General features: G+C 68.8%; 12 protein-coding genes. 8 read left to right on the top strand and 4 right to left on the bottom strand.

Annotated elements, in window-relative coordinates; translation table 11 throughout:
• The first annotated feature begins 141 nt into the window (after nucleotides 1–141).
• The 6 genes from ACW7G2_RS13780 to ACW7G2_RS13805 are packed head-to-tail and all read left to right on the top strand — an operon-like array spanning nucleotide 142 to nucleotide 8002.
• Nucleotides 142–840 carry a DUF4159 domain-containing protein gene (locus ACW7G2_RS13780; RefSeq protein WP_456976777.1) on the top strand — a complete coding sequence of 233 codons (699 nt, stop codon included), beginning with the start codon at nucleotides 142–144 and terminating at the stop codon, nucleotides 838–840.
• A gap of 16 nt (nucleotides 841–856) precedes the next feature.
• Nucleotides 857–1864, top strand: coding sequence for an AAA family ATPase (locus ACW7G2_RS13785; RefSeq protein WP_456976759.1), 1008 nt, complete (start codon nucleotides 857–859; stop codon nucleotides 1862–1864).
• A gap of 15 nt (nucleotides 1865–1879) precedes the next feature.
• A complete protein-coding gene (locus ACW7G2_RS13790) occupies nucleotides 1880–2767 on the top strand; it encodes a DUF58 domain-containing protein (protein WP_456976761.1) in 888 nt (295 codons plus the stop codon).
• The gene (locus tag ACW7G2_RS13795; RefSeq protein ID WP_456976763.1) at nucleotides 2764–3942 is read left to right on the top strand and encodes a BatA domain-containing protein; all 1179 of its coding nucleotides are present in this window, start codon (nucleotides 2764–2766) and stop codon (nucleotides 3940–3942) included. Before ACW7G2_RS13790 ends, ACW7G2_RS13795 begins: the two co-directional genes overlap by 4 nt.
• Before the next feature lie 26 nt (nucleotides 3943–3968).
• The gene (locus ACW7G2_RS13800) at nucleotides 3969–6164 is read left to right on the top strand and encodes a hypothetical protein (protein ID WP_456976779.1); all 2196 of its coding nucleotides are present in this window, start codon (nucleotides 3969–3971) and stop codon (nucleotides 6162–6164) included.
• Nucleotides 6161–8002, top strand: coding sequence for a carboxypeptidase regulatory-like domain-containing protein (locus ACW7G2_RS13805; protein WP_456976765.1), 1842 nt, complete (start codon nucleotides 6161–6163; stop codon nucleotides 8000–8002). Before ACW7G2_RS13800 ends, ACW7G2_RS13805 begins: the two co-directional genes overlap by 4 nt.
• 242 nt (nucleotides 8003–8244) lie before the next feature.
• On the opposite strand, the gene ACW7G2_RS13810 is transcribed toward ACW7G2_RS13805, so the two are convergent.
• Nucleotides 8245–8538 (bottom strand): hypothetical protein, encoded by a 294-nt coding sequence (locus ACW7G2_RS13810; protein ID WP_456976767.1) that lies wholly within the window; start codon nucleotides 8536–8538, stop codon nucleotides 8245–8247.
• Between the two features lie 91 nt (nucleotides 8539–8629).
• On the bottom strand, nucleotides 8630–9499 hold the full coding sequence (locus ACW7G2_RS13815) for a peptidylprolyl isomerase (RefSeq protein WP_456976781.1): 870 nt from the start codon (nucleotides 9497–9499) through the stop codon (nucleotides 8630–8632).
• A 168-nt stretch (nucleotides 9500–9667) separates the two neighbouring features.
• Between ACW7G2_RS13815 and ACW7G2_RS13820 the strand changes: the two genes are divergently transcribed.
• Both ACW7G2_RS13820 and ACW7G2_RS13825 read left to right on the top strand, forming a co-directional pair.
• Nucleotides 9668–10045 (top strand): PadR family transcriptional regulator, encoded by a 378-nt coding sequence (locus tag ACW7G2_RS13820; RefSeq protein ID WP_456976769.1) that lies wholly within the window; start codon nucleotides 9668–9670, stop codon nucleotides 10043–10045.
• Nucleotides 10042–10950 carry a sensor domain-containing protein gene (locus ACW7G2_RS13825; protein ID WP_456976771.1) on the top strand — a complete coding sequence of 303 codons (909 nt, stop codon included), beginning with the start codon at nucleotides 10042–10044 and terminating at the stop codon, nucleotides 10948–10950. Before ACW7G2_RS13820 ends, ACW7G2_RS13825 begins: the two co-directional genes overlap by 4 nt.
• A gap of 18 nt (nucleotides 10951–10968) precedes the next feature.
• On the opposite strand, the gene ACW7G2_RS13830 is transcribed toward ACW7G2_RS13825, so the two are convergent.
• Entirely contained in the window at nucleotides 10969–12306 is a 1338-nt protein-coding gene (locus ACW7G2_RS13830) for a polyhydroxyalkanoate depolymerase (protein ID WP_456976773.1), read from the bottom strand.
• A 97-nt stretch (nucleotides 12307–12403) separates the two neighbouring features.
• The gene (locus ACW7G2_RS13835) at nucleotides 12404–12997 is read right to left on the bottom strand and encodes a class I SAM-dependent DNA methyltransferase (RefSeq protein ID WP_456976775.1); all 594 of its coding nucleotides are present in this window, start codon (nucleotides 12995–12997) and stop codon (nucleotides 12404–12406) included.
• Nucleotides 12998–13093 lie beyond the last annotated feature (96 nt).

The raw sequence follows: 13093 nt of genomic DNA on the forward strand, positions 1-13093 counted from the left end.
CTTGTCGGCGCCGTCCATGGCGCCGACAGTCCCGCCAAGGATTGCCCCGCCGGCCCCTCATGTTTCGAGGTGGCCGAAACAGCTTCGCAGCGCCAGTTGTCACGCGGCTTCGCGCGCGTGGCGCGCTCCTACAATGAAGGCATGAACCGGGCGCAATTCCTCAAGCTGATGCTGGGCGGCGCGGCGGCGATGCTGCTGCCGCGGCCGCTGCTGGCCGCGGGCGGGTATGACTTCCGCTTTACCCGCCTGCGCTATGAGTCCGGCGATTGGGACGTGGACGCGCGTATGCCGTCCAACGTGATCACCGCGCTGATCGACTACACCAACCTGCGGGTGGACCCGGAGGAGCAGGTGCTGGACCTGGCGGATCCGCGCATGCTCGAGGCTTCGTTATGCTACCTGGCCGGGCACAAACTGGTGGAATTCAACCCCGCCGAGCGGCGCAACTTCGAACGCTACGTGCGCAGCGGCGGCTTCGTCTTCGTCGACGACTGCAACCACGACATCGACGGTCTGTTCGCCAAGTCTTTCGAAGCCCAGATGGCTTCGATCTTCGGCGCCCAGGCGTTGCACAAGCTGCCCAACAACCACCCGCTCTACAGCAGCTTCTTCCGCTTTCCCGATGGCCCGCCCGCGACCAGTTACGAACTCAACGGCTGGGGTGATGACCTGGTCCACGATTACCTCAAGGGCATCGAAATCGATGGTCGCCTGGGCGTGCTCTACAGCAACAAGGACTACGGCTGCGAATGGGACTTCGACTGGCGCAACAAGCGCTTCCTGGCCGAAGACAACACCAAGTTCGCGGTCAACATCGTCATCTATGCGCTGACCGCGTGAACCACGGAATCCTGCAATGACCGACCGCTTGACCGAATCCGATGTACAGCAGCGCCTGGGCGCGCTGGATGGGCTGCGCGAAGCCATCGGCCAGGCCGTGGTTGGCCAGGCGGAAGTGGTTGAGCAGCTGCTGGTGGCCCTGCTCGCCGGCGGCCACTGCATGCTCGAGGGCGTGCCGGGGCTGGGCAAGACCCTGCTGGTGCGGACCCTGGGCCAGGCGCTGGAGCTGGAGTTCCGCCGGGTGCAGTTCACCCCCGACCTGATGCCCAGCGACATCCTCGGCACCGAGGTGTTGGAAGAGGATCACGGCACCGGCCATCGCAGCTTCCGCTTCCAGAAGGGGCCGGTGTTCACCAACCTGCTGCTGGCCGATGAGCTCAATCGCACCCCGCCGCGCACCCAGGCCGCGCTGCTGGAAGCGATGCAGGAGCGTACCGTCAGCTATGCCGGCGTGACCCACGCGCTGCCGGCGCCGTTCTTCGTGCTCGCCACGCAGAACCCGATCGAGCAGGGCGGCACCTATCCGCTGCCCGAGGCCCAGCTGGACCGCTTCTTGCTGCAGCTGCGGGTGGAGTATCCGGATGAGGCGGAAGAGCTGGCGATCGTTGAACAGACCACAGGCACGGGCACTGCCGAGGTGCCGCGGGTGATGGATGCAGCGGCGGTGCTGGCGCTGCAGGCGCTGGTGCGGCAGGTGCATGTGGGTGGTGACCTGATGCAGTGGGTCGTGCGTCTGGTGCGTGCCAGCCGCCCCGGCGAAGGCGCGCCGGAAGCCGTGCGCAGCTATGTGAAGTGGGGTGCCGGCCCGCGTGCGGCCCAGTCGCTGGTACTGGCCGCCAAGGCCCGCGCGCTGCTGCAGGGGCGTCTGGCGGCGACGCGGGATGACGTGTCTGCACTGGCGGCGCCGGTAATGCGCCATCGCCTGCTGCTGTCGTTCGCGGCAGAAGCCGAAGGTGTGCATGCCGACGATGTGGTCGCGGCGCTGCTGCGCGAGGTGCCGCCGCCGGGCACCGCGGCCGACTGATCAGCGGGCGCGGTGATGGCCTGGGATCCGATCCCGCCGCAGCTGCGCGGCATGTTGCGTGCGCTGCGGATTGGTGCGCGTCGCGCCGCGGGCGGGCGTGGGTTCGGCCTGCACCGCAGCCGCGAGCGCGGTGCGGGTCAGGAATTCGTGCAGTACCGGGGGTATGAGCCGGGCGATGAACTGCGCCGGATCGACTGGAAACTCTACGCACGCAGCGACCGCTTCTACGTGCGCGAGGCCGAACGGGAAAGCCCGCTGGCCATCTGGGTAGTGGTGGATACCAGCGCCTCGATGGGACAGGCGGATGAAGGTCGTGGCGACTGGTCGCGGCTGGAAGCAGCCAAGTCGCTGGCCGCGTGTGTTTTCGAATTGTCCCTGGCCCAGGGTGATCCGTTCGGCCTGGCACTGGCAGGCAACGATGGCCTCTCCCTGATGCCTCCTGCGGCCGGGGTGCGCCAGCGCGACCGGCTGCTGCTGGCGCTGCGCGAAGCCGCAGCGGGTGGTGGCTTCCCGACCGAAGACCGCTTGGAGACGCTGCGCCAGCGGATCGGTCCGGATGACGTGGTGATCCTGCTGGGCGACTTTTTCGACGACACCAGCGTTGCGCTTGCCACCCGGCTTGCAGGCGCGCGGCGCGAGGTGTTGGCTGCCCAGCTGCTGACCGTGGCCGAACGGGATTTTCCGTTCACCGAAGGGCGGCGCTTCCGCGATCCGGAAACCGGCGCGGAGCTGCCTGGTGACGGCCCGGCCATGCGGGAAGGATTCCTGGCCCGCTTCGCTGCCGCGCAGCGCGCGCTGCAGGTGCGCTTCAATGCCGCGGGTATCCGCCACACCGTGTACGTGTTGGATGAACCGCTGGAACTGCCGCTGCGGCGCCTGTTCGCCGGGGCGGGACAACCATGAGCCTGGGCCTGCTGCTGCCCGTAGCATTGGCGGCACTCGCCGCGCTGCTGCTTCCGTTGCTGATCCACTTGGCGCGGCGCAGCCAGATGGCTCCGACGCCGTTTGCCGCCATGCGCTGGCTGCGCCAGGCAGCGCGCCCGCAGCGGCGCGTGCGGATCGAGGAATGGCCGCTGCTGTTGCTGCGGCTGCTGCTGTTCGCTCTGTTGGCGCTGTGGCTGGCACGGCCGGTGCTGCATGGCGAACAGGATGTCGCGGGCTGGACCGTGGCGGTTCCCGGCGTGGATGCGGGCCAGGTACGTGCGCTGTCCGACAGCCCTCAGGCGCCGCGCTGGCTGGCGCCCGGCTTTCCACCGTTGGACCAGCCGGCACCCGAGGGCCAGGTGCCGGTCGCCAGCCTGCTGCGGCAGCTGGATGCGGAACTGCCGCCGGATGCCGCCCTGACCGTGGCGGTGCCGGAGCGGCTGGAAAACATGGATGCGCAGCGGCCGCAGCTGTCGCGTCCGGTTGCCTGGCGCGTGCTGCCGGGCACGATGCATGGACCGGAAGAATCTCCTATAGAGCCCCTTGTCCTGCATGTGCGCCATGACAGCGACAGGGCAGCCGCGTTGCGCTATCTGCGTGCGGTCGCAGCGTCGTGGGGCGATGCGGAAGGGCCGGCCGGCGAGTCACTTCAGCCACAACCGGTCAACGAACCTTTCGATCCTGCCGCCACCCATCTTGCATGGCTGGCCGGCGGGCCGGTACCGGAGGCGGTGCTCGATTGGACCCGCGAAGGAGGCGTTCTGCTGCTGGACGCTTCCGCCGAAGTCGAACTGCCCGCGGGCTCCGCTACCTGGTGGCACAGCGATGCGGGCGAGCCGCTGGTGGAGGGCGCTCCTTACGGGCGGGGTCGGCTGCTGCGTTTTACCCGTCCGCTGGCGCCCGCGCAGATGCCTGAACTGCTGGAACCGGATTTTCCGCTGCGGCTACGCGGGGTGCTTCAGGATCCGCCGGTGCCGCCAGCCAGCGTGGCTGCGATCGCCCACTCGCCGCTGCAGGTCACTACCGCGTGGCCGCAATCCCCGCGTGAACTGAAACCCTGGCTGGGGCTGCTGATCGCGCTGCTGTTCCTGATCGAACGCTGGCTGGCGACCTCGCGCCGGCGGCCCGCGCTGTCAGCCGGGGAACAAGCGTGAGCCCCGCGCTGCGCCTGCGTCTGGCAATGCGTGCGATCCGCCTGCGGGTGGTGCTGTCCAGCGCATTGGTTGTCCTGCCGCCAGTAGCCGCAGCCGCGGTGCTGGCATGGCGGTTTGGCGGAGCCGGCGCCGCGGTCGCGACAGCCGTTGCGGGCCTGGCCGTTGCGACGGCGTTCACCGCCTGGCGTGCACGCCGGATCAATGCCCACTGGTTGGCGCGGGCGCTGGACGCGCGGCGGCGCGATATGGAAGACAGTGCCGCGCTGCTGTTTTCAGCCCGAGCACAGCTCGCGCCCTTGCAGCTCCTGCAGCGTGAACGCCTGCGCCAGCGCATCGCCACTACCCCCATGCCGGACCTGCGGCCGCCGTGGCCGCGGCGGCCCGCATCGGTCGCAGCCGGCGGGGCTGCGCTGGTGATCGCTGCCGCGCTGATGTGGCCCACTCAGGTTGACCGCGACGGCATGCGCGCTGCGCCATCGCAGGCCGTCGTGCCGGGCGCGCCCCGGCTGGAAGCGTGGCGACTGCGGATCGAGCCGCCTGCCTATACCGGACTCGGGGCCTGGGATGCTGAAACGCTGGACGTCGAAGCACCGCAAGGCTCGCAACTGCGTTGGACCCTGCGTTTCGTCCCTGAGCCCGATGGCGCCGCGCTGGCCTTCCATGACGGCGATGAGACTGCCATGGAGCTGGCCGAAGGCGGCTGGAGCGCAGCGCACGTGCTGGTCCGTTCCGTGCTGTATCGCATCCTGCCTGCAGGCGCGGCGCCGCAGCCCGCGCCGCCGTTGCACCGGCTGGACGCGGTCGCTGACCAGGCGCCCTCGGTGCGGGTGCTGGCGCCGGAACGCAGCCTGAGCCTGATGGAGCCGGGCCAGCGGCAGTGGCAGCTCGCTTTCGAAGCCACGGATGACTATGGCGTGGCGGCCAATGCCACCTTGCGCCTTACCCTGGCCCAGGGCACCGGCGAAAACATCACCTTCACCGAGAGTGCCCGCACCGTCCGCGGCAGCGGACCGCCAACGCGCAGGCGCTTTGAAACCGCCCTGGATCCGATCGTACTTGGGCTGCAGCCTGGGGAAGACCTGGTGGTCCGGCTGGAGGTGCGGGACAACCGCGCGCCCGGCCCGCAGGCCGGCCGCAGCCCCAGCCTGATCCTGCGCTGGCCACCGGCGCCGCCGCCTGATGTGGATGGCCTCGATGCCTTTGCGCGCGAAGTGCTGCCGGCGTATTTCCGCAGCCAGCGCCAGATCATCATCGACGCCGAAGCGCTGCTGGAGCAGCGGCCGGCACTGGCACCGGAGCAGTTTGCCGGTCGCTCTGATGCCCTGGGCGTTGACCAGCGCATCCTGCGCCTGCGCTACGGCCAGTTCATGGGCGAAGAGGCCGAGGACGGCCCCGGCCTGCCGGTTGACCATGCGCCGCCGGTGCCGGTGCCGGCGCCGACTCTGCTGCCGATCGACGATTTTGGCCAGGAGCCCGAGCCGCTCTCCGCGCCGGCCGGTGGCGACGGTGACCACGCGCGCGTCGGAATGGCCGATCTGCACGACCACGACCATGGGGGCGGGCAGCCGCGCGAGGCGGCCGCATTCGGCAGCATGGAGGGCGTGCTGGAGGAGTACGCCCACCTGCATGACCTGCCCGAGGCCGCGACCCTACTGGACCCGCGTACCCGCGAAACCCTGCGCCTGGCCCTGGGCGAAATGTGGCAATCAGAACTGGCCCTGCGTCAGGGCGATCCGGAACGGGCGCTGCCGTATGCCTATCGCGCGCTGGCCCATATCCAGCAGGTCCGCGAGGCCGACCGCATTTACCTGGCCCGCGTCGGCACGCAGCTGCCGCCGATCGATGAAAGCCGACGCCTGGGTGGCGAGCGCGACGGCATTGCCCGCCGGGCGCTGGCGCCGACCCTGCGCGACGCGGGTGGGGATGAGCTTGAATTCCTGTGGCAGTCCATGGCGGAAGCCCCGGGTATCGAAGGCGCGGACCTTGAGCTGCTGGATGCCTGGGCCGCGGCCAACGGGAACCGCCTCGACGATCCGCTGGCGCTCGCCGCGGCGCTGGATGCCCTGCGCAGCGAGCCCGCCTGTATCTCCTGTCGCGGGGACCTGCGTGCATTGCTGTGGACCCTGATCGAGCGCCCGGCTGCGCAGGTGCCGCGCCGCGCTGAGGCGGATGCAGCGGGCGGCCGGTACCTAGATGCGCTGCAGATGGAGGATGCGCTTTGAACGCGACCTTGCTCCTGCCCCTGCTGCTCGCGTTGGCGGTCGTGCTGGCCTGGGTGCGCCTGCTGTGGCGTCAGCGTCGGACGGCCGCCCCGTTCGGGCAGTTTGCGGTCCTGATGCTGTTGCAGCCCGTCTGCGCCGGGTTGCTGTACCTGACCCTGGTGCCACCCCAGCTGCCGGTGCAAAGCGGCACCCTGAGCGTGCTCACAGCAGAGGCGGATCCTGCCCGGGCCACGGGGGCAGTGGTGGTGTCCCTGCCCGAGGCCCCGCAGATGCCGGACGCCATACCGGTGCCGGATCTGGCCACCGCGCTGCGCCGCCATCCGGGCATGGCGCTGCAGGTGCTGGGACACGGCTTGGAACCGCGCGACCGCGACGTGGCGCGTGGCCTGCTGATGGATTTCCAGCCTGGACAGCTGCCGCAGGGCCTGACCCACCTGTACGCACCTTCGCGCGTGGCGCCCGGGACGGAGTTCTCCGTCAGCGGTCGGGTGGAAGGGCTCGCGGGTGGGCAGGTGCGACTGCTGGATCCTGCGGGGCAGGTGGCTGGCGCCGTGGAACTGGATGAGAGCGGGCGCTTCAGCCTGGCTGGACACGCACGCGCGCCCGGGCTGGCGCAATACGCTGTCCAGGTCCTCGACAGCGCCGGCGAAGATGCAGGCCGGGCCCAGGTGCCTGTGCAGATCGCAGCTGATCCGCCACCCCGGGTGCTGCTGCTTGCCGGCGCGCCCAACCCCGAGTTCCGCCACCTGCGGCGCTGGGCCACGGATGCGGGGCTGGACCTGCACGTGGAAGTCTCCGTGGGCGGCGGCGTGGGACTGGGGGATGGCCCGGCACCGGTCACGTCGGAAGGCTTTGGCGGCTTCGATCTGGTGATCGTCGACGCACGCGCGCTCGCCGGCATGGGTAGCACGCGGCGCGCTGCGCTCGTGGAGGGAATGGCCGCCGGCCTTGGGGTGCTGGTACGGGTGGACGGTCCGCTGTCGCCTTCAGCCTGCAGCCATCTGGCAGCCCTGGGTCTGGCAGCGGAAGGCGAGGGTCATGTGGAACCGGTGGCCCTGGCCGCAGCGGCAGATGCCAGCCTGCTGCGCGCGCGCGTGGGTCCGGGAAGCGCGGAAGCTCCGTTCGACCCCGCCCTGGCTGACGAAGCACCGCCGCAGCTGGAGCGGCGCGCACTGCGACCGGAAGCTGCCGATGCCGTACCGCTGGGCACCGGGGCCGACACCGTCTTCGCCTGGTGGCGGGCGCATGGGCGAGGCCGGGTGGGCCTTTGGACGTTGACTGACAGCTACCGTCTGGCGTTGGCCGGACGCGGCGACCTGCACGCGGAACTGTGGAGCGCAATGGCGTCCATATTGGTCCGGCCGACGGCCGACAGCGCGCCGTGGTTCGACCCTGGGGCGCGGGCCGGAACGCGGATGGCTACCTGCGGCCTGACGGCATCGGAAGCAGTGGTGACGGCTCCGGATGGACAGGTGACAACGGTGCTGGTGGACCCTGCCGCGGGTGCGGCGGGATGCGCTGCCTACTGGCCGCAGGTGGCGGGCTGGCACCTGCTGGAAGCCGAAGGCGGGCGCTGGCATTTCCATGTGCGCGCTGCCGGCGAGGCCCCGGGAATCGAGGCGGCCGCACTGCAGGAAGCGACGCAGCGGCTGGTAGCCGGGTCAGGGACGGTAGAGCCAGCAAGGTCGGCATTGACTGAAGAGCGGCGTGGGCCGTCCTGGCCATGGTTCCTGGCCTGGCTGGGCGCCATCAGCTTGCTGTGGTGGCTGGAGCGCCGGCGTTTACCCGCCTCCGGCACACCAGCCGGCCACGGCCGGAGTGCGCTGGAACAGGATTGACCCTGCTGCGCGCCCTGGTGCTCGGGGTGCTGGTGCTGATCGTGAGGCGGATCCGTCTCCCACCGTAGGAGCGCGCCACGCGCGCGAAACCGCGTGACATCGAGCTTTGCGGCGCGGCGTCGGTCATTGCGCCCTTACCGAAGCCTCGGCGAGCCGCCGGGATTCACGCGGTTTCGCGCGCGTGGCGCGCTCCTACAAGAGCGGTCCGGCGCGTCGCATGGTCCCGCATCGGGGGCCGCTGGTCAGCCTTCGTCTTCTTCGAACTCCACTATTGCGTCCAGGTCGAACGCCAGCGCCTCCACCGCTTCACGCACCTTGCGCGCGGTTGACAGGTTGGGCGCATCAACCTCGATCTCGTGCGTGTCCGGTCCGCGCACGTCGTGCAGGCCGGCCGAGCTGGAATCTTCATCATCCATGCGCGACATCAGGTCGGCGATTTCCTCGACGTGCTCGATGCCGTCAATGCTTTGCAGCAGGTTCATGATGCCGCGAACGGCATCATCGTTGCCGGTCAGGCGGATGTGGAGCATGGGCATGGTGGTCTCGCTTGCTGGTCCAGGGGCAGCCGCAGGCTATGGCTGCCCGGGCGAAGCTTCCGTGATGGCCGCAGCCCCCGACCGGCGCTGCTCAGCCTTCCCCGGCAAGGCGCGTGGGCAGCGGGACGTTGCACAGGTCGATGTGCCCGGCCGGCTGCAGGTACCAGCCGTCGCGGCGGTTGCGGCGCGACTCCACTACCGCGTCGAACAGCGGCGTATCGGTGCGCAGCAGCTGCAGCGGCGTGCGCCCGGATTCGGGTACGTCGGAAGCCAGCCGCACGGACCGGATCGGGGTGAGCTGTGCAGGATCTTCATAGAAACCCAGCGGGCCTGAGCCGCGGGCCATCGGGCTAAGCAGCTCGATGCCGTGAACCACGCGTCCCACCAGGGTGATGTTGCGGTCCAGCTGCCGTGGCGACTGGCCGGTGACCGCGTACAGCTCGGTGCCGATGCTTGAATCGGGCTCTGCCCCGCGGCCCGCTCCCACCATTGCATAGCAGTGCGCCAGCCACGCCATGCCGGTATCGGGATCACGCGCGGCGGGAAACCCGGCCACGAAGCCCACCTCCGGCGCCCAGCCGTCGGCGTCGGGCAGGCGATGGAAGTCCAGGCCGCTGGCGCTGCGCTCGAATTCGGCCGGCAGTGCATCGCGCGCGCTGCCAAGCGATCGCCGCGCATCACCTTCCGCCGGATCACCCCACTGGACGACGAAGTTGTCGTGCGAGCGGTAGATCGCAAGCCCGTCCCAGAAGTGTTCGCGCGCCAGCGTGCGTAGGTTTTCCGCGTGCGCGGGAGCGAACCCCGGCGCCAGCTCGATGATCACCCGACCGGTGTCGAGCTCCAGGTACAGGGTGTTGTCCGCATCCAGCTCGCGCCAGTCATCCGCGCTGGATGATTCCAGCAGCTCGCCCATGGAAGACGGAAGCGGCTCTTCGGCGGTGACGGGAGCGGCGCTGAACATTCCAGCAAGGAACATGCCGCCAAGCAGGAGCAGGGCGGGCAGGGAAAAGCGGCAGTGAGGCATATCGGCCATCCGGATGTGGAAAGCCACGATTCTGGCAGAAATGACTACTGGCACATTCGCTATACATAACTTATGCATAGTCTCGCTACATGCTTTGGAGAAGACATGCGTGACACCAGCGCCGACGACGAGCTGCAGCTGCGGAAGTTCGAGAAGGAACTGAGCACGGGCACCGTGTCGCTGGTGCTGCTGGCGGTGCTGGCCGCGGCTGCCGAGCCGATGTACGGCTACCAGATCGCCAAGCGCCTGGAAGCCCTTGGCGACGGGGTGCTGGCCGGCAAGCAGAGCGCGCTCTACCCGGTGCTGCGCAACCTTGAAACCGCCGGCCTGCTGGACAGCCACACGGCGCCCTCGGATGCCGGTCCACCGCGCCGTTACTACCGCATTACCGCCACCGGCCGACGCAGCCTTGAGTATCGCGCCAGGTCCTGGAGTGCCACCCGCGATGCCGTCGATTCCATTCTGGAGGGAGTGAATCCATGAACGCCCGAGTCCTGCCAACCAATATCCCTGAATACCTCGCGCACCTGCGCCAGGAGCTTGCGGGCGCCGACGCGGCCCTGGTGCAGGACGCCCTGTACGACGCCGAGGAGTACCTGCGATCGGAGCTGGCCGAGAACCCGGGCCGGAGCGAGGCGGAGGTGATCGCCGCAGTGGCCTCCAGCTACGGGGCACCGGAAGAGGTCGCGGACATCTACCGCGACACCGAGGTCAAGGTGCAGACCGCGCTGCGGCCGCCGCAGCCGGCAGCCCGCAAGTCTGCACTGGGCCGGTTCTTCGGCGTTGCCGCCGATCCGCGGGCCTACGCATCGCTGTTTTACATGGTGCTGGCACTGGCCACCGGCATCTTCTACTTCACCTGGGTGGTCACCGGACTGTCGCTGTCCATCGGCCTTGCCTTCCTCATCATCGGCATTCCGTTCGTGATCCTTTTTTTCGGCTCGATCCGGGTGCTCTCGCTGGTCGAGGGCCGCCTGGTGGAAGTCATGCTGGGCGAGCGCATGCCGCGCCGGCCCCTGTACAGCGCCCGGGGCCGCAGTATCTGGCAGCGTATCGGCGACATGTTCACCGACCCGCGCAGCTGGAGCACGCTGCTGTACATGCTGCTGATGCTGCCGCTGGGGATCGTCTACTTCACCGTCGCAGTCACCCTGGTGTCTGTCGGCGTGTCACTGGCCGTCTCGCCGCTGGCGCTGCTGCCCGGGGTGCACCTCAATGTCTGGCTCGGAGGCATCGACCTGGTCCAGGATGCGCCCTGGCTGCTGCCAGTGGCGTCGCTGATAGGCGTGCTGCTGCTGTTCCTTACCATGCACCTGGCCCGGGGCATCGGCAGTCTTCACGGCCAGCTGGCCAAGCACCTGCTGGTCAAGACCTCCGCGCAGGCGTGAGCCTGGCGGAGGCTGGGCTCAGGCGCCGTTGCGCGGCGCGGCGGCCTTGCCGGCAGGAGCCTTGCGCACAGGAGCCTTGCGGGCAGCGGCCTTGGGCGCAGGGGTTTTGCCGGGGGTGTGTGCGGCAATGAAGTCGCGCACCTTCGGGTAGACCTGGGTGCGCCAGCGACGGCCGCTGAAGATGCCGTAGTGGCCGACCCCCTGCATGGTCACCCGCTCCCGCTTGGCAGCGGGAATCCCGGTGCACAGCTCGTGCGAAGCGTGGGTCTGGCCCTGGCCAGAGATGTCGTCCAGCTCGCCTTCGATCGTCAGCAGCGCGGTGCGTGAGATGGCGGACGGATCCACCCGCTCACCGGCAACGTCCCACTCACCACGCGGCAGCAGGAACTCCTGGAACACGATCCGGATGGTGTCCAGGTAGTACTCGGACGGCATGTCCAGGACCGCGTTGTATTCGTCGTAGAAGCGGCGGTGGGCCTGGGTATCGTCGCCATCTCCCTTGAGCAGGTCCTGGTAGAAATCCCAGTGCGACTGGAAGTGCCGCTCGGGGTTCATCGCCACGAAACCCATGTGCTGCAGGAAGCCCGGATAGACCTTGCGCCCCTTGCCCGGATAGTTCACCGGAACCTGGTGGATCACGTTGTTCTCGAACCACCACAGCGGCTTCTCGGTAGCCAGGTTGTTGACCGCGGTTGGCGACTTGCGCCCGTCTACCGGACCGCCCATCAGCACCATCGACAGCGGCGTGGTTTCACCGCCTGCGGCCATCAGCGAGATCGCCGCCAGCACCGGAACCACCGGCTGGCACACGGCCATCACATGCAGGTTTTCGGCACCGATCGTGCGGATGAACTCCTGCACATAGGCAACGTAGTCGTCCAGCGTGAACCCGCCCGCCTCCCTGGGCACCATGCGCGCATCGACCCAGTCGGTGATGTACACCTTGTGGTCGGGCAGCAGGGTGCGCACGGTATCGCGCAGCAGGGTGGAGTGATGGCCGGACAGCGGCGCCACTACCAGCACGGTGGGCTGGTCCTTCATGCCCAGGATGCTCTCGGCGTCGTCGGTGTAGCGCTTGAAGCGCAGCAGCCTGCAGAACGGCTTTTCAACGATGACCTTCTCGACCACCGGCACGTCGTGGCCGTCCTTGACCACCTGGTGGATGGCGAATTCGGGCTTCTCGTAGTCCTTGCCGATCCGGTAGAACAGCTCGTTCGCCGCCGCCAGCTCGTCGGACCCGGGGAGCGATGACAGCCAGCTGCTGGAGGTGGAAAAGGCCTTGGCGTTGGCTTCGGCCCAATAGGTGAGCGGAGCCGTCATGGCGCGGCCGAGTTCGTGGAACTGATACAGGAACATGCGCTGGGGAAACCCCTCTGCGGAGAAATGCTGCGGTGCAGAATATACGATCGACGTCAGCGCGGCATGAACTGGGGGAAGGGCACCGCTGCGGGGTTCAGGCCGGCAGTTCCAGCGCTGTGGCGCCTTCCGCCAGCGCAGGTGAGAGCCAGCAATGCGAGCCCAGCTGCTTCAGGCCCGCGGCGTGCAAGCGGTTCCGGTAGAAGCTGGCGGGACGGCGCAGGAAGCCGTCATCGTCGCCGATGGTCTGGTCCTGGCGGGTGAAGGTTTCCAGGAACGCCACCCCGCCGCACAGGTCGGCCAGGCCCGCCAGGCCGCGGTCGATTTCGCGCGCCGGCAGGTAGTGCAGCACATCGGCGCAAATCAGCAGATCCACCGGGGGGCAGGGGCGCAGGTGTTCGAAATCGGCAAACCGGGCCCAGTGCACATTGCGCCGGGCGCCATAGCGTTCAATCGCGTACTCGCTGCTGTCAAAACCCAGGTAGTCCAGCTTCGGCCGCAGCTTGAGCAGCGGGGCGCGCCAGGCGCCTTCGCCGCAGCCGATGTCGAGCACGGTGCGGATGGGACGTTCCAGGTGGTATTCGGCGGTGGCCACGGCCAGCGCCACCTTGCGCGCCAGCCGCTGCGGTCCGCCCAGTCCGGCGCCGCGATACCAGCGGTCGAAATATTCGCGGTCGTAATGCTTTTCCATCAATCAGATCCCGGAATTGACTGCCTATTGTAGGAGCGGGGGGGGGGGGGGGGGGGGGGGGGGGGGGGGGGGGGGGGGGGGGGGGGGGGGGGGGGG

The sequence above is a fragment of the Luteimonas sp. A277 genome, from assembly GCF_054052045.1.